The 26,505-nt window shown below is 58.8% G+C and carries 23 protein-coding genes and 1 pseudogene; 9 read left to right on the forward strand and 15 right to left on the reverse strand.

Annotated elements, in window-relative coordinates; genetic code table 11:
- Positions 1-22 precede the first annotated feature (22 nt).
- The 5 genes from OEG84_RS03655 (at position 23) to OEG84_RS03675 (ending at position 8,304) form a co-directional block, all read left to right on the forward strand.
- Entirely contained in the window at positions 23-3,289 is a 3,267-nt protein-coding gene (locus OEG84_RS03655; RefSeq protein WP_267652473.1) for a TM0106 family RecB-like putative nuclease, read from the forward strand.
- Positions 3,286-5,769 (forward strand): AAA family ATPase, encoded by a 2,484-nt coding sequence (locus OEG84_RS03660; RefSeq protein WP_267652474.1) that lies wholly within the window; start codon positions 3,286-3,288, stop codon positions 5,767-5,769. The genes OEG84_RS03655 and OEG84_RS03660 overlap by 4 nt, the downstream gene beginning before the upstream one ends.
- The gene (locus tag OEG84_RS03665) at positions 5,769-7,085 is read left to right on the forward strand and encodes an McrC family protein (RefSeq protein WP_267652475.1); all 1,317 of its coding nucleotides are present in this window, start codon (positions 5,769-5,771) and stop codon (positions 7,083-7,085) included. Before OEG84_RS03660 ends, OEG84_RS03665 begins: the two co-directional genes overlap by 1 nt.
- A gap of 88 nt (positions 7,086-7,173) precedes the next feature.
- Entirely contained in the window at positions 7,174-7,722 is a 549-nt protein-coding gene (locus OEG84_RS03670) for a hypothetical protein (RefSeq protein WP_267652476.1), read from the forward strand.
- Positions 7,723-8,091: 369 nt separating this feature from the next.
- A complete protein-coding gene (locus tag OEG84_RS03675; RefSeq protein WP_267652477.1) occupies positions 8,092-8,304 on the forward strand; it encodes a hypothetical protein in 213 nt (70 codons plus the stop codon).
- Between the two features lie 150 nt (positions 8,305-8,454).
- On the opposite strand, the pseudogene OEG84_RS03680 reads toward OEG84_RS03675, so the two are convergent.
- The 11 genes and pseudogenes from OEG84_RS03680 to OEG84_RS03730 all read right to left on the reverse strand — a co-directional run bounded on the left by OEG84_RS03680 (position 8,455) and on the right by OEG84_RS03730 (position 19,519).
- A pseudogene (locus tag OEG84_RS03680) lies at positions 8,455-9,452 on the reverse strand (NAD(P)H-quinone oxidoreductase).
- An 87-nt stretch (positions 9,453-9,539) separates the two neighbouring features.
- Positions 9,540-10,883, reverse strand: a complete 1,344-nt coding sequence (locus tag OEG84_RS03685; RefSeq protein ID WP_267652478.1) for an acetyl-CoA carboxylase biotin carboxylase subunit — start codon at positions 10,881-10,883, stop codon at positions 9,540-9,542.
- A 56-nt stretch (positions 10,884-10,939) separates the two neighbouring features.
- Positions 10,940-11,935, reverse strand: a complete 996-nt coding sequence (locus OEG84_RS03690; RefSeq protein ID WP_267656074.1) for an NAD-dependent epimerase/dehydratase family protein — start codon at positions 11,933-11,935, stop codon at positions 10,940-10,942.
- A 6-nt stretch (positions 11,936-11,941) separates the two neighbouring features.
- Positions 11,942-13,087, reverse strand: coding sequence for a thiolase family protein (locus tag OEG84_RS03695; RefSeq protein ID WP_267652479.1), 1,146 nt, complete (start codon positions 13,085-13,087; stop codon positions 11,942-11,944).
- Positions 13,088-13,114: 27 nt separating this feature from the next.
- Positions 13,115-13,501 carry a Zn-ribbon domain-containing OB-fold protein gene (locus OEG84_RS03700; protein WP_267652480.1) on the reverse strand — a complete coding sequence of 129 codons (387 nt, stop codon included), beginning with the start codon at positions 13,499-13,501 and terminating at the stop codon, positions 13,115-13,117.
- Positions 13,502-13,512: 11 nt separating this feature from the next.
- Positions 13,513-14,727, reverse strand: coding sequence for a CaiB/BaiF CoA transferase family protein (locus tag OEG84_RS03705; RefSeq protein ID WP_267652481.1), 1,215 nt, complete (start codon positions 14,725-14,727; stop codon positions 13,513-13,515).
- Between the two features lie 22 nt (positions 14,728-14,749).
- Positions 14,750-16,228 (reverse strand): pyruvate carboxylase subunit B, encoded by a 1,479-nt coding sequence (locus OEG84_RS03710; protein WP_267652482.1) that lies wholly within the window; start codon positions 16,226-16,228, stop codon positions 14,750-14,752.
- Complete coding sequence (locus OEG84_RS03715) at positions 16,225-16,806, reverse strand: acetyl-CoA carboxylase biotin carboxyl carrier protein (RefSeq protein WP_267652483.1); 582 nt, start codon at positions 16,804-16,806, stop codon at positions 16,225-16,227. Before OEG84_RS03715 ends, OEG84_RS03710 begins: the two co-directional genes overlap by 4 nt.
- A 27-nt stretch (positions 16,807-16,833) precedes the next feature.
- On the reverse strand, positions 16,834-17,622 hold the full coding sequence (locus OEG84_RS03720) for an ABC transporter permease (RefSeq protein WP_267652484.1): 789 nt from the start codon (positions 17,620-17,622) through the stop codon (positions 16,834-16,836).
- Positions 17,619-18,464, reverse strand: coding sequence for an ABC transporter ATP-binding protein (locus OEG84_RS03725; protein WP_267652485.1), 846 nt, complete (start codon positions 18,462-18,464; stop codon positions 17,619-17,621). The genes OEG84_RS03720 and OEG84_RS03725 overlap by 4 nt, the downstream gene beginning before the upstream one ends.
- Positions 18,461-19,519, reverse strand: coding sequence for an ABC transporter substrate-binding protein (locus OEG84_RS03730; RefSeq protein WP_267652486.1), 1,059 nt, complete (start codon positions 19,517-19,519; stop codon positions 18,461-18,463). Before OEG84_RS03730 ends, OEG84_RS03725 begins: the two co-directional genes overlap by 4 nt.
- Positions 19,520-19,736: 217 nt before the next feature.
- Between OEG84_RS03730 and OEG84_RS03735 the strand changes: the two genes are divergently transcribed.
- Positions 19,737-20,546, forward strand: a complete 810-nt coding sequence (locus OEG84_RS03735) for an IclR family transcriptional regulator (protein WP_267652487.1) — start codon at positions 19,737-19,739, stop codon at positions 20,544-20,546.
- 118 nt (positions 20,547-20,664) lie between these two features.
- Here the strand turns inward: OEG84_RS03735 and OEG84_RS03740 are convergent, their stop codons facing one another.
- Both OEG84_RS03740 and OEG84_RS03745 read right to left on the reverse strand, forming a co-directional pair.
- Positions 20,665-21,246, reverse strand: a complete 582-nt coding sequence (locus tag OEG84_RS03740) for a biotin transporter BioY (protein WP_267652488.1) — start codon at positions 21,244-21,246, stop codon at positions 20,665-20,667.
- Positions 21,247-21,376: 130 nt separating this feature from the next.
- On the reverse strand, positions 21,377-22,234 hold the full coding sequence (locus OEG84_RS03745; RefSeq protein ID WP_267652489.1) for an SDR family NAD(P)-dependent oxidoreductase: 858 nt from the start codon (positions 22,232-22,234) through the stop codon (positions 21,377-21,379).
- An 82-nt stretch (positions 22,235-22,316) separates the two neighbouring features.
- Here OEG84_RS03745 and OEG84_RS03750 point away from each other — a divergent pair, with 82 nt between their 5' ends.
- The 3 genes from OEG84_RS03750 to OEG84_RS03760 all read left to right on the forward strand — a co-directional run bounded on the left by OEG84_RS03750 (position 22,317) and on the right by OEG84_RS03760 (position 25,039).
- Positions 22,317-23,219, forward strand: a complete 903-nt coding sequence (locus tag OEG84_RS03750) for a LysR family transcriptional regulator (RefSeq protein ID WP_267652490.1) — start codon at positions 22,317-22,319, stop codon at positions 23,217-23,219.
- Positions 23,220-23,339: 120 nt separating this feature from the next.
- Positions 23,340-24,299 carry a LysR family transcriptional regulator gene (locus OEG84_RS03755; protein ID WP_267652491.1) on the forward strand — a complete coding sequence of 320 codons (960 nt, stop codon included), beginning with the start codon at positions 23,340-23,342 and terminating at the stop codon, positions 24,297-24,299.
- Positions 24,296-25,039, forward strand: coding sequence for a sulfite exporter TauE/SafE family protein (locus OEG84_RS03760; protein ID WP_267652492.1), 744 nt, complete (start codon positions 24,296-24,298; stop codon positions 25,037-25,039). The genes OEG84_RS03755 and OEG84_RS03760 overlap by 4 nt, the downstream gene beginning before the upstream one ends.
- Before the next feature lie 66 nt (positions 25,040-25,105).
- Here OEG84_RS03760 and OEG84_RS03765 read toward each other — a convergent pair whose 3' ends face one another.
- Positions 25,106-25,426, reverse strand: coding sequence for an NIPSNAP family protein (locus tag OEG84_RS03765; RefSeq protein WP_267652493.1), 321 nt, complete (start codon positions 25,424-25,426; stop codon positions 25,106-25,108).
- Positions 25,427-25,434: 8 nt separating this feature from the next.
- Positions 25,435-26,448, reverse strand: a complete 1,014-nt coding sequence (locus tag OEG84_RS03770; protein WP_267652494.1) for a YeiH family protein — start codon at positions 26,446-26,448, stop codon at positions 25,435-25,437.
- Between the last annotated feature and the right edge of the window lie 57 nt (positions 26,449-26,505).

Below are 26,505 nucleotides of genomic sequence, written 5' to 3' on the forward strand. Positions count from 1 at the left end.
TGTTGCAAGTATTGGAGCATTAATGAGGAACCTCGACGGCTGTATATTCCTGTCCGCCTCGGATCTCATGCGCTTCATGGGGTGCGCGCACGCGATTACCCTTGATCTGGCACACATGCGCGGCACCGGACCAAAGCCGCGCGAAGACAGCGAAGACACGGCGCTGCTACAGAAGCAGGGCGACGCCCACGAGGCCGCCCATCTGGCCCGGCTCAAAGCGGCGGGCAGAAACGTGGTGGAGATAGCGAGGGGCAACCTCGCGAGTGACGCCGAGGCCACGCGTGCGGCGCTGGCTGCTGGTCCGGACGTGGTGTTTCAGGGCGCTTTCCTGTCAGGCAATTGGGGCGGCTGGTCTGATTTCCTGGAGCGCATCGAGAGACCCTCCGCGCTCGGAGCGTACAGCTACGAGGTGGCCGACACGAAGCTGAAGCGCCGCCCGCACCCCAAGCATGTTTTGCAACTGGTGCTCTATTCCGATCTGCTGAGCGAGGTTCAGGGCGCGGCGCCCGAGGTCGCCCATGTCGAATTGGGGGGCGGCACCCGCGCGACCCTTCGGCTATCGGACTACGCCGCCTATGCCCGCATGGCGCGGGCGCGGCTCGAAGGGTTCGTCGCCGATCCGCCGCCAACCCGTCCGATCCCCTGCGCGGACTGTGGTCTTTGCCGCTGGGGCGACCATTGCGCCGACGTCTGGCAGGCCGAAGATAGCCTGTTCAACGTCGCCAACATCAGCCGTGGGCAGGTGAAGAAACTGGAAGCTGCGGGCATCCAGACCATGGAAGCCCTCGCCGGTCTCGATCATCCGATCCGCGGCATGGCGGAAAACACACGCCTCCGCCTGGTGACGCAGGCCCGCCTTCAGCATGCCCGCAAAACTGGGCTGCCCGCCTTCGAATTGCGCGCACCGGAACCCGGCAAAGGGTTCGATCTGCTGCCCGAGCCGCAGGCCGGCGATCTTTTCTACGACATCGAAGGCGACCCACATTTCGAGGGCGGTCTGGAGTATCTCCACGGCGTCTGGTTCGACGGACAATTCCGGGCGTTCTGGGCGCATGACCATGCTGCCGAGGCGCGTGCGCTCGCTGGTCTGCTGGAGTTCTTCCGTGCGCGCCTCACGGCTTATCCGGACGCGCGCATCTATCACTATGCGCCCTACGAGATCACCGCCCTGCGCCGACTGACCACGAAGTACGGGATCGGCGAGGCGTTCCTCGATCGGCTTCTGCGGGAGCGGCGGTTCGTTGATCTGTTCGCCGTCGTGCGCGGTGCGCTGATCGGCTCTGAGCCGAATTACTCCATCAAGTCGATGGAGGCCTTCTACGACCGCAAGCGCGATGGCGAGGTAAAGACCGCGGGCGGCTCGGTCGTCGCCTATGAGCGGTGGCGCGAGACTGGGGAGCAGCAGATCCTCGACGAGATCGAGGATTACAACCGCGTAGACTGCATTTCGACCGAGGAGTTGAGGGATTGGCTGGTCGGCATTCGACCCAGCGGCCCCTGGCCGTCGCTCGGTCAGGATGCGGGCATGAAGGAGGCGGAGGAGGACGCCGACACGCAAGAGCTGCGTTCGGCTTTGGCAGCCTCCGACCTACCCGAGGACCGGCAGGAGATGCTGTTCAACCTCGGGCTTTTCCACAAGCGCGAAGCGAAGCCCGCGCAATGGGCGGTGTTCGATAGCGTTGGCAAGGACGTGGACGATCTGATCGACGATCTCGACGCGCTTGCCGGGCTCGAGGCCGTGGGCGCGGCTGAGCCCGTGAAACGCTCGATGGCGCGCACCTATCGCTTCCCGCCGCAGGAGACGAAATTGCGGGGTGGCAGGTCGGCGACGGTGCCGGTCTATGACGGACCGCCCGCCACGATCAGCATCGCCGCTCTGGACCGGACCGCGCGTGAGATCACCCTCAAGGCCGGGGCAGCGAAGGCGCATCTTCTCTCAGACCGCCTGACGCTTCACCCGGACTGGCCGCTCAACACCGGTGTCATCGCCGCTGCCCTGCGCGATGTGATTGCCGACCAATGCGGGCCGCGCCGATTCACGGCCGTAGACGATCTGTTGTCTCGCGCGGCGCCGCGCCTGACGACTGGCACGAAGCCTGACCTGTTGGATGGCGCCGATCCGGTCGCGGGCGCGATTGCGGCCGTGGGCGCGATGGACGGCACCGTTCTGCCTATTCAGGGGCCGCCGGGCACGGGCAAGACCTATGTCACCGCGCGTGCGATCTTGTCTCTGGTGCGCAAGGGTTATCGGGTCGGCGTCGCATCGAACAGCCACGAGGCCATCCGGAACGTGCTGATGGGCTGTCTCGCCGCGTTGGAAGACGCCGAACTGGCCCACAAGGTGAGCGGCGACGAGGATGGCTATCCCGAAGGCTTCACCGGCATCACGCGGGCCACGTCCAACGACGACCCTGCGTTGACGGAGGCCCATGTTGTTGGGGGCACCGCATTCTTCTTCTCGCGCCCGGAGTTCGAGCAGACCTTGGACTGGCTCTTCGTCGACGAGGCAGGACAGGTTGGCCTCGCCAACATGGTGGCCATGGGGCGTGCCGCGCGGAACATCGTGCTGGTCGGCGACCCGCGCCAGCTGCCGCAGGTGATCCAGGGCGCGCATCCGGATCCTGCGAACCTCTCCTGCCTCGACTGGATGCTCGGCGATCACGCGACGGTGCCACCGGACCGCGGTATTTTTCTGCCTGTCTCGCGCCGGATGCATCCAGACGTCTGCCGCTTCATTTCCAACCAGGTGTATGAGGGTCGGTTGACCAGCCACCCCGACACCTCGAGCCAAGCGGTGACCGGCACTGCGTTTCCTCCAGCGGGTGCGTTCTGGGTGCCGGTCCCGCATGAGGGGAACGCCCAGATCGCACTCGAGGAAGTAACCGCAATCAAGGCAGCCGCAGCTGACCTATTGAACGGCACATGGACCGACAGAGACGGCACGATGCGCTCCATGCGGCAGTCGGATATCATCGTGGTCGCACCCTACAACGTGCAGGTTAATGCGCTTAGGGACGCACTGCCCGAAGGCATCCGCGTCGGCACCGTGGACAAGTTTCAAGGCCAGGAAGCGCCGGTCTGCCTTGTGTCGATGACCGCCTCATCAGCCGAGGAAACGCCACGCGGCATGGACTTCCTGTTCTCGCTCAACCGGATCAACGTCGCTGTGTCCCGTGCAAAGGGCCTTGCGTTGGTCTTCGGCGCTCCGCGCCTGCGCGAGGCGAAATGCGAGACGGTCGAGCAGATGCGGCTGGTGAATACGCTGTGTGCTTTGGAGATGTATGTATGACCCGGTTGGGCCCAGATCGACGACTCGTTCTTTATGATCGGGAGAGCGCTCCGTATCGACCCGTGCGGGATGGTGGGACAGGAAGATCGATCTTCAAAATAAAACCACAGGGTGCAAGCAACCGGGCGGACGAAGCCATCCACACCGAGCATTGGCTGGAAGTGGCGCGGGCGATATTAGTCGAAGGACTTGCCGCCCGGTGCCAAGCTTTCTCAGGAGGTCCCGTCAACTACCTCAAGTTTGGCGCTCAAAAACTCGTCCGGTACGAACTCGATCCAGAGATCGCTCGAGAATTAGGGATACCGGAACAGGGCGGCACTGACGAACCCTCAGCTGTTTTCTCACGGGCTGCAGTAGAAGCCGCTATGGACGCATTCGACTCATATCGAGATCACCGCACCCATACCGAAATCTTCAGCGCATTCGGACCGCCGCGCGATTATCGGGTTCGATCCAGCAGATCACGTCCAATCCGTGTTTATCCGACCAAGCCAATCGTCGGATACCTTCTAAGTACTACTGATATCCATGGCGGTTGGAATCAGCCGAGCGGTCCTGTGTCACAACTTCATAACAGTGGTTTCATCATTGTCGACGCCGAAGACATGCCATCTGAACTGCCGGATAGGGAGTACGTGCTGCGTGGCGCCGACCGTATACGACTTTGTGCGCTGAATTACTTCATCGAGCCGGCACGGGAGCAAGGTGCGTCCGATGTTTCTATTCGGGCTGGCGATCTTGCAGCAACCATGGGGCTGCAAGACGCATTTCCAAACATCTGCCAAGCCCTCGGCGGTGAGAAGTTTCAGCAGTTGGCCCAAGTGCCACCGCCAACTCATACCGAGCCAAACCCCAGCAGTTCGACCATCTTCACCTACAAGCTCGCATCGCAAGCGGAGGCGGCCACCGTGACAGAAGAAACTACAACGCCAACGCCGACGCGTGCGGCGACCAACCTGATCCTCTACGGTCCACCCGGGACGGGCAAGACCTACCGCACCGCATGGGAGGCGGTCCGGCTTTGTCTTGGCGAGCGGGCTGCAGCAGCGCTTCAAGGCAACGAGAAGCGTGACGCGCTGATGGCCGAGTACCGGCGTTTGGTGAGCGAGGGACGGATCGAGTTCGTGACCTTTCACCAGTCCATGTCTTACGAGGAATTCGTCGAAGGCCTACGGCCAAGCACCGGCGATGACGCTGGTGAGGGGCCTGAGGAGGTGGAAACCCGCGCGGGTTTCCGGCTGAAGCCTCACGACGGCGTATTCAAACGCGTTAGTGAGCGTGCAAGACTTGATCAGGCTGAGGTGGGCACATCAGTACGGTTGGATCGTTCCGCGCGCGTTTTCAAGGTGGCACTTGGGAGGCGGCAAGTTGAGGAAGAACGTGACCGAATTCGCTTCGGTCTCGATCACGGCTTGATCCATGTCGGCTGGGGCGGGAACATTGATTGGTCAGACGAGCGTTTCGACGATTTCAACGAAATATTCTCTGAATGGAAAACGACGAAGGATTCCGAGGCGACGGGCCACGATGGAAACGTCGTGATCACCTTCTCGTTCAGGGCTGACATGCAGGTCGGCGATTATGTGGTGGTCTCGGATGGTCGTGACCGGATTCAGGCATTCGGAAGAATAACCAGCGAATATTTTTATGACTCAGAGGCCACATTTCATCCTCACCGCCGTCATGTGGAGTGGCTTTGGCGCAATGACGCCGGAACTGAACGCAGTCGCTTTTACGGGAATGCCTTCCGACGCCATTCGGTATACAAGCTAAACCAATCACTCGTGGACTGGGACGCGCTGGAAGAAATCGTTTTCGGCAATGACACACCTCGCGCAAGCCAGTCAGCACGGGATCATGTCCTCATCATCGACGAGATCAACCGAGCGAACATCTCCAAGGTTTTTGGTGAACTGATCACGCTTTTGGAACCCGACAAACGGTTGGGCATGCCGAACGAGATCCGCCTCGTGCTGCCTTATTCGAAAAAGCCCTTCGCTGTGCCGGCGAACCTCCACATCATCGGAACGATGAACACGGCTGACCGGTCTATTGCGCTCTTGGACACGGCGTTGCGCCGACGCTTCACGTTCCGTGAACTGATGCCGAACCCACTTGTCCTTCCAACCGATATGGGCGGGATCGATCTGCAGAAGCTCTTGACCACGATAAACGACAGGATTGAATATCTCTTCGATCGCGAGCATCAGATCGGGCACGCCTACTTTACTGGCTGCGCAACCCGCGGCGATGTTGAAGAGGTGATGCGTCACAAAGTGATCCCGCTGCTGGCGGAGTATTTCTACGAGGACTGGTCCAAAGTTGCCGCCATCCTTGGTGAAACCGGACAAGGCCAGGCGCGGTTCCTGGAAGCACGGAGACTTGCCGCTCCTGCGGGTATTGCCGAGGACGATTTCGCTGGCGAGAAGCTGCGCTGGCGCGTCAAAGACCAGTTCGATTTCTCGGAGTTCGAGGCCTGATGCCGTCCTATACCGTGCGGGAGTGGGACACGCTGCCACATGGCGACGGTGAGGGCTTCATTCCGGCACATCTGGCAAGTCGGTTGGTTGCGCTCGCGAAGACTTCATCCTTTGCCGGCCGAGGTGGCGGCGGAGTATTGGAGGATCGGCGGCACGAGTTGCGGGCCCGTGGTGTTGTTGGTGTGATTGCTGCGCAGGGTTGCAGTCTGGAGATCCTTCCGAAAATTGACGTCGTGCAGGAGGAAGGCGCGGAGCGGCAGAACGCTGCGATCCGCAAGCGTCTTGTCCATATGCTCGCGGTCGCGTTGGATCTGAAGATCGAAATGGGGCGGATTACCGATCTCGATTGGCAGCGCGAGACGCTTCTTGAGATACTTATCCGCATATTCTGCGACAAGCTGACCGAAGCAGTCCGCCGCGGCATGCCTCGTCGCTATCTCGGCCATGAGGACGATCTTTCCGCTCTGCGCGGCACGCTCGACGTGCCGCGTCAATTTACCCGCCACGCAGCGAACCCCGGACGCCTTGCTTGTCGCTTCGACGAATTGTCGCAAGACATCGCGCTCAATCGAATTATGAAAGCGGCGGTGTTGCATCTGTCCAAAATGTCTCGGAGTCCGGCCAATCAGCAGCGCCTTCGCGAACTGGCCTTCGTCTATGCCGACATCTCGGATGTTCCGGTGCCAGCGCTGAAATGGGGCGAGGTCATCATCGACCGGACGAACCGCGCGTGGCAGGATCTATTCGGCATGGCACAATTATTCTTGCGTAATCGATACCAGACGACGAGCAGCGGCTCGGGCCAAGGGACGGCGCTCCTTTTCGAAATGAACGCCCTTTTCGAGGAGTATGTCGGTCGACTGGTCACGCGCGCTCTCGCCGGAACCGAGTTCCGCGTTACGCTGCAGGGTGGGCGGCTCTTCTGTCTAACCTCGCTCGAGGACGACCGCGCCGTGTTCCAAACCAAGCCCGACATCCTGATCTGGCGGGCTGGGCAGGTAGCCCACGTGATCGACACCAAATGGAAACGGATCTCCTCGCGGATTGATGATCCGAAGCTGGGCGTTTCCCAGGGTGATGTCTACCAGATGATGGCGTATGCCCATCTCTACAAGGCACCCAAGCTGACTCTTCTCTATCCCCACCACGACGGGCTCGGCGCCAATGAAGGCGTCCAGGCGCAGTTCCGGATCTCGGGTCAGGAGACGGTAGTCGAGACCGCCAGCTTGGACGTGGCCAGCGGGAAAGATCTTGTGGCACGCCTGAGAGACAAGCTCTTCCTGACCACCTTGCCGGATTCTCTAGTTCTACAATGAAAGCACACGAGCTCTGATTTTATATAGCAAGAGCAGGGACACCGAAGTTATACATCGCAGATACAATTTCACGTTCGTAGGGGAATTAATGTTCGGTTTTCTTAAGAAGGAAGCTTCAAGCAAGATTCGCGTCATGGGGCACGATGTGGACGTTGTCTCGATAACCCGAAATGGGAAAATTCTTTTCACTGGCACAACCGCTCGACAATACCCCAAGGAGCACTTGGAGGGCGCGATCATGGAGATTGCATTCGTCTGCGCATCCGGTCACCCCTATTTTGCCTATTACACTTGCCCAGACTATTATTTTGCGGTGGCTGCGCCCGGTGGCTCAGCGTCTTTCGGTGGCCCTGTCGAAACCGAAAAATTTAGATCGGCCGTGTCTCAAGCTATCGGAGGTTTCCTCGTCAAATGTTTGAAGGACACCCTGAAACTCGACGCAGGCCGGGACATTGTCTCATTCAGCCACAACACAGCCCACACAAACGTACTTGCTTATGTCGCTTCAATTGGCGACTGGGCTCCGGTCCAGCACAATGACGGGGAAGGCGATGACACCTCTGAGAGAAAAGTGGCGGCCGTAAATGCCGGCCAGATAAACCTGTCTCACGTCATCGCCGTCGATGAGCTTTCTTGATTGAAGGTAGAGAAGGTTGGATACTAGGCCCATCCCCTCCGCCAATTTACTGTCTAAGTAATTGTATTTTCATTATTAAGTCACATTGGCGCGTTGAGTGTGAACTTGGGGTCGGCGGTGGATTTCTGAGACACCCAAAATTGCCAAGCGCCTGAGAGCAGCAAACGTCGGGGAGCAACAGGGAGTTTTGGTTCGACGGTTTTCTGGTTGAACATCAAATGCGCCGCGAGAACGGCGTAGCGCCTTCCTGTGCGAGCAGCATATCCAATCGGGTTCGTCACAAGATTTGCGGTATGTCAGCCACCTAGCAATCGCCGCAATCAACGCTGCCGCACCGAGAACCGCCCGTTCTCATTGCAACAATCCTTCTTGCAGGAATTGGTAATCGTGCTGGTGCTGATTGAGAACCAAGATGCGAAGGCAGGAGGCATCGAACGTGCTACTACCCATGAAGCTCTCAAGGTTGTTGAGGGAAAACAGAGGCATAGCAATGCACTCTTGCAAAACCGACCAGAGTATCAAAGCCTTCATCTCAATTGCCGCAACGCTCATTCACACAAGGTAAACGTCAACAGCCCCTAAAAGCAGGAAGAAATTCCACTTTTCCCAGTTGTGTAATTTTCCTGAACTACCGCTAAGCCCTACGACTTTCTCTGACAGCAACCCTTGCCAAAAAAGTGGGTCGTTGTGTCGACGAATATGGGGAGACACGCCCTTTAGGCATCAAGCGGGTCAGATTTCGAGCAGGATCTTGCCGATATGTTGGCTTTTTTCCATCAACCTGTGGGCGTCTGCCGCAGCACTTAATGGAAATTTTTCGTGGATCAGCACCCTGATATCGCCGTTGGCAAGTTGCGGCCAGGCCGCGTGCCGCACCGCCTCGACTAGGCGTGCCTTCTCGGCGTCCGACCGTATCCTGAGCGTCGAGCCTGTCAGAACCTGTCGGCGCATCATCACCGGCGCGAGATTCAACGTCACCTTGCTGCCGGTGAGGAAGGCAATGGAAACATGCCGCCCCTCGACCGCCAGGGCGCGCAGGTTTCTCTCAACATAGTCGCCCCCGACCATGTCGAGCACCATGTTCACCCCCTTGCCATCGGTCAGCGATTTCACAACCGCGACAAAATCCTCCTGCTTGTAATTGATCGCCCGCTCGGCGCCGAGTTCCTCGCAGACCCTGCATTTCTCGTCCGAACCCGCGGTCACGAAAACGCGGGCGCCGTGGTTTCGGGCAATCTGGATGGCCATGACGCCAATGCCGCTGGACCCGCCATGGATGAGGATCGTTTCCCCCGGCTTCAGGTTGTTGCCGTCCATGACATTGGCCCAGACCGTCAGAATCGTCTCCGGCAAGGCCGCGGCTGTCACAGGGTCAAAGCCGGGGGGATAGGCAGGCAGTGGCTGGCGGAGGTTACGCAATACTCGGCATAGCCGCCACCGGGCAGAAGAGCACACACCTGATCTCCCACAGTAAGATTTTCAACACCCTCGCCAATGGCTGCAATCTCACCGGAGCCCTCGAGACCGAGCAGATCGGTGGCACCGGTTGGCGGCGGATAGGCGCCTGCGCGTTGCAGCAAATCAGGACGGTTCACCCCGGACGCACGCAGCCGAATCAGAACCTCGCCCTTTGCCGGCCGGGGGACGGGCCGGCTCTCGGCCTGCAGAACCTCTGGCCCGCCGGGGCCGGACATGCTGATCACGCGCATCTGGTCGGGAATGGAGTGCATCGGTCCGGTGCTCCTTAGTATCCAAAAATCGGTTGATCGCTTATTCAACGCCGCCCAGATTGCCGGGCGGCGGGTCGCCAATGCCGCTCAGGTAAGCCCGCGCTCATCGAGCCAGCGCGTATGAATGCTTGCGTCCCGGAACGCCGGGTTCTGCAGCAATTCGCGGTGAAAGCCCAACGTCGTGGGAATGCCTTCAACCTCGAAGCCGGCAAGGGCATGGCGCGAATGTTCCAGCACCTCTTCACGGCTGTCACCGCTGACCAGCAACTTGGCAATCATCGAATCGTAATGCGCCGGAACCGCGTATCCCTCATAGACATGCGTATCCACCCTGGTGTGGGCGCCGACGGGCGGCCGCCAACGGGTAATCCGGCCCGGGCTCGGGGCAAAGCCGCGCTTCGGATCTTCGGCGCAGATACGCCATTCAATTGCCGCGCGGGATGGCAGCTTCGTCATCTGCTCAAACGAAATCGGTTCGCCGGCCGCAACGCGCAATTGTTCAACCACCAGGTCCAGCCCGGTGATGAGTTCTGTCACCGGGTGCTCAACCTGGATGCGGGTGTTCATCTCGATGAAGAAGAACTGCTCGGTATCGACTTCATAGATGAATTCGATGGTGCCGGCGTTCCGGTACTTGATGCTTTCAATGATCGTTACCGCAGCCTCGGTCATGGCCCGTCGCACACTGGGGCTGATCACCGGCGATGGCGCCTCCTCGACCAGCTTCTGGTGACGACGCTGCACGCTGCAATCACGCTCCCAAAGGTGGCGGTGATTGCCATGGCTGTCGCTGAACACCTGGACCTCGATGTGCCGCACATTCTCGAAGAAACGTTCGAGATAGATTTCGCCATTGCCAAACGCTGACTGGGCCTCTGCCGATGCCTGCTCGAAAAGCGATTTGAACTCGTCCGCATTTCGGGCAACCCGCATGCCGCGCCCACCGCCGCCGGCACTGGCCTTCAGCAGCATCGGAAATCCAACTTCCATGGCCACCGGCAGCGCCTCGCTGGACGAAACGAACCCATCCTGTGACCCCGGCACAACCGGTACGCCGAGCGACTGGGCGGTACGTCGCGCCACCGCCTTGTCACCCATCGTGGCGATCACCTCGGCCGACGGACCGATGAAGATCAACCCGGCCTCCTGGCAGGCATTGGCAAAGCTTTCGCGCTCGGACAGAAAGCCATAGCCAGGATAGATCGCATCACATTGCGTGGCGCGAGCAACCTCGATCTGCAGATCGGCAAGCAGATAGCTGCTCGTAGCGGCCGCCGGTCCGATGCAGACCGCGTGATCGGCAGCCCACACATGTGGCGAGGCGGCATCCGTCTGGGAATACACGGCCACGCTTTCCAGCCCTGCCTTGCGACAGGCGCGGACCGCTCTCAGGGCAATCTCACCGCGGTTGGCGATCAGGACTCTCTTCATAGCTGTCTCTACCTTCTGTGTAAGTTCAACCGCGTTTGACCAGTCTGGCTGCGCAATCAGGCGACGGCGCGCGCGCGTGCCAGATCCCCGGCTTCCGACTCGATTGCCTGATTGAGGCTGCGATAACGTCTTTCAAAGCCGACAAGGCGGTAAATGCCGTCATCCGCCACAAACGGCGAGGAACCGAAAAGCTCGTCGCTTTCTCCGTCGGTTATCTCAAAGCGCGCTTCGGGGAGCACTCGCGCAACCTCGTCGCAATAAGACCGCACGGTGGCGTAATCACCGGCGAGATTGAAAAATGGCATTTGCTTCAGCGTCGCCGGCGCAACGGTTGCCAGTGCAACAAAAGCGCTGACGACATCATCAACGTGAATGGCCTGAAAAGCGGCCCGACCATTGTCGAGCTGCACCGTTTCACCGCTTGCCGCCGCGGCAACGATGTTGGCGACAGTCTTGGCCCGCCCGGTGCTGCGGCTGCAGCCGATCACGGCGCCGGGACGCAAGCCGCCAATCAGCATTCCGTGCCGGCTGAGATAATGGTCCGCCACCTTTTCAAGATAAATCTTGCCGGCGGCATAAACCGGAATCCCCTTGGCGCCGAACTGGGCTGCGTGGTCGTCAAGAGGCCGATTGTTCGGCTGGTAGTCGCGCCGCGTGCCAAACACCGAGACCGAGCTCGCCATCAACATCCGGCCAACCTTTGCCTCCAGGCAGGTCTGAAATAATTGTGTGCCGCCAAGCGTGTTGATCCGGGCAGCAGCAACCGGGTCGCTGTTGGCTTCCTCGCCCATCAGATAAGCGAGGTGGTAGACGATATCTGCGCCATCCAGATGCGGCCGCAACGTGTCAACGTCCATGATATCGGCAGCAACACACGTCACACCGTCGAGCCGGTGACCAGGATCTGGCATGTGCAGATCCACAGCGGTCACCGCCGCCCCAAGCCCGGCCAGACGGCGCACCAGACGGCTTCCAATAGCACCACCGGCGCCGGTCACGACGACCCTGGCTGACTGTAGATCAGGCACCGGCCCCGCATTTTGCTCTGCCATCACGGACTAGACCCCCAGCACGTGGATCGAGCAAGCGCCGTTGTCGACGCCCCAGATACCGCCACCGGTGCAATGGGCGAGGCCAATTTTCGCGCCCTCGACCTGACGATCGCCGGCACGGTCGGTCAGATGCCACATGATTTCAACGATTTGGGCCACCCCGGTTGCGCCGAGCGGGTGCCCGCGACAGAGCAGACCGCCACTCGGATTGACCGGGACACGCCCCCCGATCGAAGACTCGCCCGCACTCAGGAAATGCAGCCCCTCGCCCGGTTCGCAGAAGCCCAGTGCTTCGTAATAGATGACTTCGGCGATTGCTGCGGCGTCATGAACCTCGGCCAGGTTCACATCCTTGGGCCCAATGCCGGCCATTTCATAGGCGCGCTGCGCAGCCTGGATCGAGATATCGGGAACCGTGAGATCCCGGTACCCCTGGGAAAATTTCCCGCTGGCAACGACCGAGCCGAGAATTTTCACATTCTTGCCATGGCCGTTTGTCTTCGGCTTGGCGGAAATGACCACAGCTGCGGCGCCATCGGCATTGGGGCACATCTGCAGCAGGGTAATCGGGTCAGCAACCGGACGCGATGCCATCACTTCCTCGACGGTACAGGCGTCGCGGAACTGCGCATAGCGGTTGTTGGCGGCATGCTTGCGGTTTTTCACCGTCACCTGCGCAACCTGATCGATGGATCCGCCGTGCTTGTCAAAATAGGCGCGGGTGCGCATCGCATAGAGTGCGGGCATGGTCAGCCCCTGCTCTATTTCCGGGTCGCCTGTGCTGAGCGCCAGGGGGCCGCTACCGCGCACGCTGAGTTTCTCGAGACCGATGACAAGCGCAGTCTCGACCTGCCCTGTCGCCACGGCCATCCAGGCCTGGGAAAGCGCCGTTGCGCCGCTGGAGCAGGCATTCTCAAGATTGATGATCGGCATGCCGGTCATGCCCAGGTCCTTGAGCACACGTTGGCCAGCCAGACTGCCCTGAAACACGCTGCCGACATAAGCTGCCTCGATACTCCGCCGGTCAATGCCGGCGTCTTCGATGGCTTCGAGGACGGCTGTCTGCGCCAGCGCCTCGGCAGATACATCGGGGTGCTTACCAAATGGGGTCATCGCCCCGCCGATGACAAAAACTTCTCCGCTACCGTACACGATTGTGCTCTCCTATTGGCAGTGCGACTAGCGCCTGGGCTGAAAGACGAAACTTTCACGGATGGAGCCGTCGGGCTCCTCGGCGATCGGTGCGTAGCCGATCTCCATCTCCATGCCTTGCTCAAGCGAACCATCTTCCCAACCGAAGATCTGGCCCAGCACACGCACATCGCCGGGCAAATCCACGTAGCCAACCGCATAGGGAACCTTGAACGTCTTCGGCGCGATATGAATGATCGAGTGGGAATAGAGCTTGCCGGGTCCTTCGATCCGGGCGTCTCTCATCGCATCACGGCTGCCGCACTCGGTGCAGAACACCCGCTTGGGGAAATACTTGCGGCCGCATTCGCCACACTCGCATCCCTCCAGCCAGGCAGCGCCAGACGCTGTGGCAGATGTCTCGCTCGCATTCATGACAACCTCCTTCACGCCACGGCTCCCGCAGCCTTCAACTCATCAATCCGTTGTTCCGAATAACCCAGCATGGCGCCTAGAACGTCGACAGTATCTTGACCCAGCTTTGGCGCCGAAGCCGTGCGTACCTCACCCATTGCGGAAAGCCGCACCGGTGCACGCGCCAACAGAAGCGGACCGACATCGGGGTCATCAACTTCCACCAGCGCCTTGCGCGCCTTGAGATGTTCGCATTTGGCGAGATCCTCGCCGGTCTGAACCTTGCCGGCGGGAACACCGAATTTGTCGAGTGCGGCGACCACCTCATCGGAACTGCGCTCGGACATCCACTGCTCGACAAACGGTTCCCACGCATCGGTGTTGGCGGCACGCAGGCGGCCGTCTGCCATCTTCGGATCGGATATCCATTCTTCCTTGCCGAGAGCTTTGCAGAAACGGGCCCAGATGAAATCATTCGGGGTAATCAACGCCACATACCCGTCGTTGACAGCAAAGGTGCGATAGGGCGCCTGGTACTTGTCACGGCCGCGACTAAGAACTTCGCCAGCGAAAGTGTAGAGCATCAGGCTCTTCTCGTTGAGGGCAACAAGACTGTCATACATGGCCGCGTCGATATACTGGCCTGTGCCGGTGCGTTCGCGCATGAACAGGGCTAGCAGGATCTGATAACCAGCCATCACGCCGGTAAACAGATCACCAAGCGCAAGCGGGCTGACCTCGGGCGGACCACCCTCTTCGCCAAACAGATTGGTGATCCCGGACATCGCCTGAATTACCGGGTCGAAAGCCGGAAGACCGGAATAGGCACCATCGAGTTCCTTGGTGCGCCCATAGCCACTAATGGCGGCATAGATCAGTTTCGGATTTATCTTGCTGAGGTCGTCATAACCGAGCCCGAGTTTGTCGACCGAGCCCGGCTTCAGGTTCTCAACCACGACATCGGCGCTCTTTATCAAATCGAGGTAGACTTCGCGGCCCTCGGGGGTCTGCAGATCCAGCGCAACACTTTTCTTGTTGCGGTTGTAGGTAACAAAGCCGCCATAGACCGATTCACCGGCTTCACTCTCGAGCGCGGGCTGATAGTTCCGCCTCGGATCCCCGCCAACCGGCCTCTCGATCTTGATCACCTCGGCGCCGCAATCGGCAAGCCACATCGTGCAATAGGGCGCCGCGATATATTGTTCGAGCGCGATAATCCGCACTCCCTCCAACGGGTATTTACTCATGTTCACTCGCCTTTTCTGAATGCTACATGCGCTGTTCAAGGCGCAAGGATCCCTTGTTCACAGCTACCTTGCTGATGCCTGGGCGCTTGGCGATTTCCTGCACCAGGCCATAGAGCGGTGACGGTACGTCGCCATGACTGACCGGCTTCTGGTTGGCACGGTATTTCTGGATAACGACCTTGCTGTTAAACAGCTCCAGCAGCAGAATTTCGTCGGAACTGTAAGGGCCATTTTCAGCAACGAATTCCGGCAACATCTCGCGCCCGAACACCGCCGATGAATCGATCCGGTCTTCGTTGCCGATTACGCGATCAAGAATGTTCTGATCAATCTGACCGGGCGACTGCCCATAGTGACCGCGCATGTAGAGGCGCAGTTCTTCAGGCACAGTGTGATAGCGTTTGCCTTCCAGCACGTTGAATGTCGCCTGCACCGTTACAAGCTGGGAGAACGGCGTAACCATCACCGGGTAACCCATCTCCTCACGTACGCGACCGGTCTCTTCCAGCACTTCGTCAAGCCGGTCGATCAGGTTCAGGTTTTTCAACTGGCTGACCAGATGCGACATCATCCCACCGGGAACCTGGTGGTGTGCGAAGGTCCGGAAATTCTCGTCGTTCGGCGTTATCTTCCTGCTGAGTGGCCTGCCTTCCTGGTAAGCTACCCACATGAAGTGATCGTCGATGCGGCGCAGATTCTCATCATTGAGTTGGGTCTGACGTCCAGACCCTTCCGCCATTGCCTTCAGATCAAGCGTAGCTGGAATAGACTCACCATAGGCGAGCGGACGAGCCGCCGAATAGACCCCGTCAATCCCGGCATCGATCCCTTCCTGGTAGCAGAGTTTTGACAGGCCAGTGGCATCGTGGCCGGAAAACTCGAGTATTGTATCCGGAAGTGCACGGCGCAATGCGGTCAGATTCTCTCGCGCGGTTTCCGGCGTTAACAGCCCACTGGCATCACCGAAGACAATGCCGTCTGCACCGCAGGCGATGAATTCCTTGCTTTTCTCTACGAAGTGTTCGGGCGTATGTGCCGGGCTGATCGAATAGGTGACGTAGCCGAGCACCCCCATGCCAAGCTTCTTGGCACAGCGAACGTGAAACTCGACATTGCTCACATCGTTCAGAGCATCAAAAATCAATACCCAGTCGATGCCGATCTGTTTGAGCCTTCTCATGAACAGTTCGACGACATCGTCGGAATAGCGCTTCCAGCCAAACAGATTGCGGCCGCGCACAAGAATGATCGTATCGGTTTTCTTGATGCGCTTTCTTAGATGATGAAGGCGCTCCCAGGGGTCTTCATAGAGATAGACCACCGCCGTCTCGAAGGCTGACCCGCTGATCAGGTTGATACGGTCGAAGCCGCAGTCATCCAGGACCGGCGCCGCATCAAGCATCGATGCGGTACGCATGCGGTTGGCCCAGACCGATTGCGGCCCATCGCGAAACGTCTCGTCGGTAAACTTCAGGCGAGGCTTGACGCTGCTGTTGCTCATGACGCGTCAACCTGCCCGGCTGGGTCGATATAAAGCAGAGCCTGGTCAAATTGCACCAGATCCTCGTTTGCCGCTCCGAACCCGGTGACTACCCCGCGGGTACCCGCACGGATGTTGTTCATCACCTTCATCACTTCGATAATACCGACGACGGTATCTTCCACGACCTCGGAACCGAGCTCGACGAAGGGCGGCTCACCAGGAGCCGGCGCGAGGTAGAAAATGCCGGCGATGGGCGAACGAACAGGCACCGCCCCATCAGGCGTCGACCCAGTCTCCTTTTCGGAAGCAGCGGTCATCTGCCCCTGCGCCAATGGAGGCGGCGGCGCAGCAACAACCGGTGCGGCAGTCGCGATCGCACCCGGACGCTGCGGCGCATCCTCAGCACCGCGCTTAACTTCAATTGTCATGTCGCCGATCGACAGCGCCAGCTTCCGCACATTCGGCGTAGTGTCGATCAACCGCAGGATTTCCAGTGCATCGGCATAGCTGAAATCGTAGCTGATCGAGTTGCCACCAGCGGAGAGCGCTGCAGTGGCTTCTGTCAATCCATCCCAGTTGGGTGTTGTCTCATTCATGACGCGTAATTCCTCCCGCGATACTGCTTACTGCCACCGAAGCAGCCATTTTTCGACGCTGTTCATTGCTGCAATCAATCCGGTTCCCAGGATTGCCAGGATGAACAGAACTGCAAAGACGCCACTGATTTGAAAGCTGCCTGCCAGGAAGGCCAGAAGCTGACCGAGGCCATGCTGTGCCGCAATAATCTCGCCGCCAATGACGCCGAGCAGGGCGTAGATCAACCCCAGTCGGAGGCCCGAGAAAATCGTCGGCACAGCGCTTGGGAGCGTGACCCTCGTGAAAATCTGGCGTTTGCTGGCGCCCAGAGTTTGCGACAGCGTCAGGTGATCGGCGCTGGTGCTGCGAATGCCTGCGACAGCGCTGCTGAGCACGATGAAGTAGGTCAGGCTGGCGCCAAGGGCGACCTTTGACCAAATACCCAATCCGAACCACAGCAAAAACAATGGGGCGAGCGCAATACGTGGCAGCGCATTGAGGGCAGAGAACAGCGGATCGCTGAACCGTTCAAACCTCGGCCAGGTGATGAAAACCAACCCGGTCGCCACTCCGGCCAAACTGCCGATCAGAAATGCCAGAAACGTGCTGCCCAAAGTCCAGAACAGGTCCTTTATCAGGCTGAATTCTACGAACAGGCCCTTCCAAAGGAATTTACCGATCTCGGTGGGGATTCCGATGAAAAGCGGGTCGATTATCTTGTTGCGCGCAACATATTCCCAAACCGCAAAAAAGACCGCCAAAAACACAAGCCGCGCGACGTTGATTGCGACAGTCTCGTACAGCGGATAATTGTGACCTTCCGAAGCTTTGCTCATGACTGCAGCCCCACTTCCAGTTTTTCCCAAACATGGCTATAAATCTTGTGATACGCCGGATCCTTCTGCAGCGCAGACACGGACCGGGGCCGTGGAAGATCGATGGGTATGTCGGCGATTACCCTTCCAGGCCTGGCACTCATTACGATAACCCTGTCCGACAGCGTGATGGCCTCGGCAAGGTCATGGGTAATGAAGACCACGGTGCGCTTCTCCTTGGTCCAGAGAGAAAGCAGAACATCCTCGAGCTGCAATTTCGTCTGAGCATCAAGGGCGCCAAAAGGCTCATCCATCAACAACAGTGGAGAATCGAGGCAAAAGGTACGCGCCAAGGCTACGCGCTGACGCATGCCATGCGACAGAGCCTTAGGATAACTGTTTTCAAAGCCCTTGAGGCCGACAGCCTCGAGCAACGCGCGCGCGCGTTTCTGTCGCTTTTGACGGTCGGCATGCCTGATTTGCGCACCAAATTCCGCATTCTGCTCGGCGGTAAGCCATGGAAACAGGCAATCACGCGCCAGCATATAGGCAACATCGTGCCGGCCGGCCTTTGGTGGCGAACCAAAAATCGAGACTTGCCCTTCCTGAACTTCCAGCAGCCCAGCAAGAAGATTGAGAACCGTAGTTTTGCCACATCCGGACGGACCGGCGATCGAAACAAATTCGCCCGGTGCGAAATTCAGGGAAACATCGGCAGCAGCGTGAACGCTGCTGCCGAAACGGTGATTAAGATCCCGGATCGAGACATTGCCAATCTCCGGCGCCCCTACCACCGCCTGCGTGTGACCGCCGGCATCCGGCTTCACTGTGGCATCGGCGGCAAGCTGACCCGGTCCGCTCATGGCTTGGGAGCCTTGGCGTAGACGAACGTTGCCGGATCGACGGGGTCCGTGATCAGTTCGTTCTGGATCAGATAGTCGGAAAATGCCTTGACCGCAGTGCGATCAATCTCTGCTCCGTAAAGCGGCGCGCCGCTTTTCACCAGTTCGCGCAGGACATTTTCACTATCTTCGATTTCTTCGCCGAGAGTGAAACGTCCCTTCACGACTTCGAGCAGCTCATCGAAGTTCGCAGGGTCGTTGACCCAGGCAGTAGCCTCGGTGATGGCCTGAATAAAGGCATCGATTGCGACAGTGTTTTCCTCAATAAAATCGGTCCGGGCCGCATAGGTCTCGAATGCGCCATTGAGGGACGTGATTTCGGCTGGGCCTTCGCCACCAACCAAGTCAACCAGTGTGCCGCAGGTTTTTTGCAGTCGGCAGATTGTGCCGAATGGCTCGAACATCATTGCCGCGTCGACCTGACGGGCCAAGAATGACGGATAGGCCGTACCGGGCGCTCCAACAGCGATATAGGTTACATCGTCCGGGTCCATGCCTGCACCGATGAACAGCGCGCGGGCTTGAAGCTCAGTTCCCGAACCACGCCCGGTGACACCTATATTGAGACCCTTGAGATCCTGCATGACCGCCGGATAACCCTTGTCCTTGTTCGGGCGAGGTACATCGGCGTGGACATTCAATGTGTAGATGTTGGCAGGTGAGTGACCGACGATGAGCTTCACATCGTTGCCGCGAGATGCAGCCTGCATGGTCACTTCGGTGGAAGCAAAGCTGACTTCGATACTTCCTGCGGCAAGCGCTTGAAGCCCGACCGGGCCACTTGGAATTTTCACCATTTCGCAGCGAATACCGTGGTCTTCACAAAACCCCTTGTCTGCAGCAACCCACTGGCTGAAATGCAGGATCGTGCCAGGATATTCCTGAATCCGAAGAAGCTCGCCATTTGCGACAACTTTTTCTTCTGCATTGGCGGCTGGTACTGTCATTATAGCTGCTGTCATCACGCCAGCCATAAGCGCGGCAGCAAAGCCCGCAACTCCAAAGCCGCGTTTCATATTTTTATTTATCATCCGTCTCTCTCCCAGGTCCGTATGGACATATCCAAATGTGCCCGATCCTATTCTCACCCAGATCGGTCACGCCTCCTCTGGCACAGGAAAAGAACCATGCGACAATATATTTTGCAACACGATTATTGTATAATGGGATAGAATTTGTATTTTGTGGAATAAAGATTTCATATTTCGATGGGATGTCTCAATGAAAGCACGAATGTCAAAAACTCAGGCAGCCCCTGACAGCCCTCAGGATACGGGCGCCCTGAGACGAGGTTTGTCGGTAATTGAACTGCTGGTTGAATCGCTTCGCCCCCTGACACTGCACGAGGTCGCCGAAGCGGTAAAACTCACCGACAGCACGGTGCACCGCATTTTGCAGTCCCTGATGGAAGCAGACTACGTCATGCGTGACGCCAGCGGAAAACGCTATCATGCGGCATCGAAAGCCCTGGGCTCGCTCACCATGTACCACCCGCTTCAGATACTGCGGCGGGATGCGTTCGAACCGCTGCGCCTGCTGCGGAAGCAGACGGAACTGACATCTTCACTTGTCGTCTTTATCGGCAATGAACGGCTGGTCGTCGACATATCCGGCGTATCGGGTGTGCTCACACCCTATTATGAAACGCAACTACGCAATCCATTGCATGTCGCGGTTTCCGGGAAGATCCTGCTGCTTAACCGATCACCGAAAGAGCAGCACGAGTTGCTTGGCGACGGTCCCTACGAGGCCCTGACCCCGAGCACCATCACCGACCCGGAAGCATTCCAGCAGGAGCTGGAGCAGATTGTCGTGCGTGGTTACTCTACCAATCTGGATGAGAACTTCATCGGCTTCTCCGCCATCGGCGCGGTGGTGACATGCGGCCCGGACCAAGTGCTGGGCTGCGTCATGCTGGCGGGCTCAAGCAAGGAATTCACGCCGGATACGATCGCCGAGTGGGGCAAGATCCTGCAGGATCAGGCCAGACTGATCTCCTTCTCCCAAGGCGCCAGGGCAACCTACAACATGTTCTCCCAATAAAAAGGCCGGGCATGTCGTGCTCATGCGACATGCCCGGCCCTCTGTCTCGCAGTCGTGGCACTGCGCCCAAACGGCGACTACGCAGGCGTAACCGGCTTGGCTGATCCTACGCCCTGCATCACCCCTTGTTACGTGCCAGCATCGACCAGGCGGCCGGGAAAATCAGCGCTGCCAGGCAAGCCTTGGCGAGGTCGCCGAGAACGAACGGAAACAGACCCAACGCCAGAAGCGGCTTGTCGAAGCCGATGACGACGCCCAGCCAGAGCAACCCAGTCGGGTAGATGGCGGCAGCCGCAATCAGTCCCGCGCCTACAGCCGTCACCGGGCTGCGCCCCCAGCCAAGCCGTGCAAGAAAGCCCGCGGCGAGCGACTGGAAAACAAATCCGATGAGATAGCCGCCGGTCGGGCCTGCCATGTAGGCGAGACCGAGACCGTTTGCCGGGGCGCCAGCAAAAACCGGAAGGCCGGCCGCCCCCTGCGCAAGATAGGCAAGAACGGCAGCTGCAGCCCGCGCCGGGCCCAGCGCCAGGCCAAGCCCGATGGCCACAAGAGTCTGAGTGGTCAGCGGCACCGGATAGAACGGAATCGTGATTTTTGCGGCTATTGCCATCAGCAAGGAGCCGGCCAGCACGACCAGCAGGTCGATGGCCAGATTGTTCTTCTGGCTACGACTGGAAATTGTTTCATACAGCGTTGTCATGATTCCCTCTTTTCATTGTCCGCATGCTCATGATGATTGCGGGTTACAATATTCATCTGCCTGGCAGGATCCGTTGCCCGCACACGCCATTCCAACTGGGTCTTTGGCGATATTCTCTGAACGAGAACCGTCAATTGTCCCGCCAATAGGCGCGGCCGCTCAACCCGCCATCGATGACAAGAAGCTGGCCGGTGATAAAGGTGGCGCCCGCTCCGGCAAGGAAAATGGCAGCATCCGCCACGTCGTCGGGAGTACCGAGCCGCTTTAAGGGAACGGCCTGCTCGAGTTCGGCAAGCGTATCGCCGGGAAGACTGTCCAGAAGCGGTGTCTGAATAGGCCCCGGAGCCAATGCATTGACCGTAATGCCTTCCGCAGCAAATTCCTGCGCTGCCGATTGCATGAGCCCGACCAACCCTGCTTTGGATGCGCTGTAGGCAGCCATGTTGCGCGCACCGCGGGTCGCCAGCACCGAGGAGGTCAGAATGACCGATCTGGCTCCCTTAGTGGCACGCATTACCGGCACAAAGGCCTGCAATGTATTGAACGCCCCGGTCAGGTTCACATCGACAACGGTGCGCCAGATCGCCTTACCGGTTTCAACAACCGTGCCGGCCGGGCCGATACCAGCATTGACCATCAAGACGTGAACACCACCGAAATACGCCGCCACCTCCCCCGCTGCGTTCTGCAAGGCCGTATCATCGGCAACATCTGCCTCCAGCCTCAGAACATTGGCTTGCTCTCCGGAATCAATCTGAAATTCCGGTTTCTGCTTGTCGATAAGAGCTACTGCGTAACCCGCGGCAAGAAGGCGGTGCGCGACTGCCTGACCGATGCCCCCTTCTGCGCCAGTCAGAACAGCAACTCGTTTGGTAGGATTTGAAGACATGTTTCCCCGCGGGCCCACTCTGCTGTCGGACCATTTTCTGATGCTATCCGGATTTGGCTGCCGGGCTGCTTTCAGGAGCGAAAACAGCGATTTCGGCAAACTATAAGGGAAATATAGATTGAAAAGAAACGAAAAATAGAGAACATTAGATTGAGAGCAATTGAATTAGATGGAATGATAAATGTCCATTCGTGACGTCAAAACATTTCTGGCTGTCGTTAAAAGCGGGTCATTCGCCGGGGCGGCCGGCGCAGTGCGCCGAACGCAGTCAGCGGTCACAGTGCAAATCAGATCCCTTGAAAACGAGCTCGGTGTCGAACTGTTCGACCGTTCGAAGCGTCCACCGGTCCTCAGCGATGCTGGGCGCCGTTTTGTTAGCAAAGCGACCGAAGCCGTTCAGGCCTATGAGCGGCTGTTTCAGGCAAGCGAAGAAACATCCGTCGAAGGCCATTTGAGCCTTGGCGTGGTTCCCAGCGTCATTACAGGAATCATGCCGCGCGCGTTGGTCGCCCTCAGGTCCAAATACCCACGGCTGCATATCCAGCTTTCGATGGGACTGTCGGCAGACCTCGTCGACCGGGCAAGGCAAGGCAAGCTCGATGCCGCCATTGTCAGCGACCTGGTTCATGGCTCTTCAGGCCTCGAATGGTCGCCATTCCTGCGTGAACCACTGGTCCTGATCGCGCCGGCAGAAGTCCCGCAACGCAGGGCTGAAGAACTCGTTACGAGTTTTCCGTTCATTCGCTATACCCGTCAGGCCTGGGTCGGTGAGCTGATTGATGCCTATCTGAAGAGGCGGCGCCTGCGCGTCAACGAGATGATGGAACTGGACACGCTCGAGGCGATCACCACCATGGTCCACCACGGGCTCGGGGTCTCGATTGTTCCCCAGCGCGGAATGCACGACCCGCTGGCCCTGCCCGTGCGGCGGCTGGCCTTCTCCGGCCCACCGGCCTACCGCACAATCGGCCTCGTCTATCTGCGCGATCACGCCAAGGCTGCACTTGCAGAAACATTGCTGGATGAGTTGACGAGCCTCTCCAACGAGACCGTGCCGAATGACGGTCCACCTCCCACCAAATAGGCGACCAGAAGCATCCAAAACGGATCCGCCAGGCGCTTTGACAGACTGATTTGATTCGGACTGATGGTGTATAAGTGACGCACAAATTGTTGTAAGCAATTGCTTTATAAATTGCGGCATGTGATAATATTTTGTAAATATAACTTACATGAGTTTCAAGCTACTTTGACAATACGGATATTGCGCACCCTTGTGGCAGTTCACGAGCACGGCACCTTCAGCGCTGCCGCCAAGGCTGTCTTTCTCACCCATGCGGCCGTCAGCCAGCAGATGAAAGCGCTGGAGACTGACTGGGGCATCAAGATATTTGACCGGACCAAGCGAACCCCGGAACTGACCCCCATGGGGCGCGCCCTGGTGGCGCGCGCCAAGGATGTCATCGCAGCCTATGACGGGCTGGTTCCCGGAATCCTCGGAGAGGAAAGTTTGCGCGGAATGGTCAGGCTCGGAGCTGTTCCGACCACGCTGACCGGTCTCGTTCCTCTTACCATCTCTTCCCTGAAGCACGCCTTCCCGGCGTTGATGGTTTCCGTTACCCCGGGCCTGACCAATGCCTTGCTGCATGAGGTAGAGCGAGGCTCGCTCGACGCCGCGATCACATCGCGGCCGGAAGTTCTGCCGCGCAATCTGGCGTGGCTGGATGTCGCCGAAGAACCGCTGGAACTTCTGGTTTCGCCAGACATCGAATGTAACGATCCACTGGAACTGCTCAGGACCGAACCCTTCATCCGGTTTTCCCGACACGCCGTGGTGGGCGAGAGAATCGAGCGTTGGCTCCAGGATAGAGGCATCGAGGTCAATGAGAGCATGGAACTGGAAAGTCTCGAGGCGATTTCGAGCATGGTGCTCGCCAATCTTGGTGTCTCGATCGCTCCACGTCCGTGCGTTCAGCACATGCTCCCGCGCCCGCTCAAGCATCTGCCTCTAGACCTTGGTAATCTGTACCGCACCATCGGTCTGGCAAGCCGCAACGACAATGTGCGGCCGCGCGCAATTCGCGAAATCCACCAGCGGCTGCTCGATGCGGTCGCGCTGGGAACCTTCAACCCGGATACGCTGAAGCGGGCCATCGAAGGATGAGTCCGGAATTGCTGGCCTGGCTGCTGGTTGGCGCAGCGGCGGGTGGCTTCGTCAACGGACTTGCCGGGTTCGGCACGGCGCTTTTCGCGCTCGGCTTCTGGCTTAACATCATGCCACCGCAACAGGCGGTTGCCGTCGTGTTGATCACGTCGATCCTGAGCGGCCTGCAGGGCGTGTTCGTCATGCGCGCAACCATCGCCGCCAATTCCCGCAGATTGCTGCAATTTCTTTTACCGGGTCTGATCGGCGTTCCGATCGGCCTGACCCTGCTCGAGTATCTCGAGGCCGGATCGCTCAAGCTGACTATCGGTATTTTCATGCTGTTTTATGGCGGCTTCTTCATCGCCCGTCAGTCATTGCCGGTTGTGGACGGGCCCCGCGCCTACACCCAAATGGCAATCGGTTTCATCGGCGGCATCCTTGGGGGCGCAGCGTCACTTTCGGGCGCATTGCCAACCATGTGGTCCGCATTGCGCCCATGGAACAAGGCCGAGCAACGCGCGGTCCTGCAGCCGTACAACGTTATCGTGCTGACCGTGTCGGCGATTATCCTGGGCGTACAGGGCACCTATGACCGCGAAACATTGATCCTGATTGGCATTGCGCTGCCAACCACCCTGTTGGCCGCGCATGTGGGCCTAATGGTCTTCCACCGGATGCAGGACCGGCATTTCAGCCGGCTGCTGATCGTTATGATGTTTGTTTCCGGATGTACAATACTCGTCGGTCAGCTGTTCTGAGCTTGTGCATTAGCATGCAGCGGCAGGCACCCATCTGGACACCCGCCGCTGTCGCGATCTTCGATCCTACGGCACTTTGAAAAAGGGTGCGGGCACCAGAATCTTGTTCTCGACATGGGTTACGAGCGGCCGCATCTTGGCGGCGTAGCTCTTCCATTCAGGCGCTGCCTGCAACAGTTTGCGCCGCGCGTAGCGATCATCGAGGCTGTCATAGCCCCACATATGGACAATCTGGTTCAACGGACCGATGTCGGTAAAATAGTAGCCGACCATCTTGCCGAGAATCCGGAGCTGCACTTCCATCCCCTCCTCCTCATAGAGTTTGAGAAAAACCGGCACCTGGCCAGCCTGCAATGTGTAGATGCGTTCGTCGACAAATTTGCTCATGTCATTCCTCAGCTCAGTTGTAATTTGATGGCCGTGAGCACGAACACGGCGAGAATGCCGGTAAGCGCGCAAATCAGCACGATGGCGCTGCCGCCGACATCGCCGAGCTTTCGCAGCGACGTCTTCATGCCGAGTGCAGCAATCGCCACCACCAGGCACCAGCGCGAAAATGACAACAGCCCATCCTTGACCGGAACAGGCACCAGATCATAGGAGCCGGCGATGACCAGGGCAGCAAATCCGACAACGAAGAACGGAATCGGCAGCGACCGCTTGGCACCGGGCTCGTGCGCTCCGGAAAACACCAGCGACAACACCACGACAATCGGCACCAGCAACGCAACCCGCAGCAATTTGACGAAGGTGGCGGTATCACCCGCCAATTCCGAAACCGAATAGCCGGCGCCAACAACTTGCGCGACGTCATGAATGGTGGCGCCGAAAAAGACGCCGGTTGCCACTTCCGACAATTCCATGAGATCGGCAATTATCGGATAGACAATCATCGCCAACGTACTGAGCGCTGTCACGCCGATGACGGTGAAGATGGTGTCACGCTCCAGCGTTTCACTTTTCGGCAGCACTGAGGAAATGGCAAGCGCCGCCGAGGCGCCGCAAATTGCCACCGCGCCGCCAATCAGAAGGCCGAAGCGCGCGCCGCGCCCCAAGAACCGGCTTAGGATCAGCCCCAGGCTGATGGTCAGCGCCACACCGAAGAGCGTGATCAGTAACACCTCAGAGCCTGTCGAGGCGATCTGCTGAACGGTGATTCCAAGGCCGAGCAAGGCGACGCCGAAACGCAGCAACACTTTCGAGGAGAACTCGATGCCGGCGACACATTTGCCTCCGTCTTCCGTCAGAAAATTGAAAGCCATGCCAATCAGCAGCGCCATCAGCATCACCGGCGCACCGTAATGCTCGGAAATGAATTTGGCCGCCAGTGCGACAGTCAGCGCCGTGAGCAACCCAGGAAACAGCAATCGGGCCTTGCGGACCAGCGCAAGTTCGGTCAATCGGGTCATGGACCTCTTCACATTTTCGGTAAGGGACGGCGGGAACGCCCCGTATCAGGGGCGTGC

The organism is Hoeflea algicola (genome assembly GCF_026619415.1).
Taxonomy (GTDB): domain Bacteria; phylum Pseudomonadota; class Alphaproteobacteria; order Rhizobiales; family Rhizobiaceae; genus Hoeflea; species Hoeflea algicola.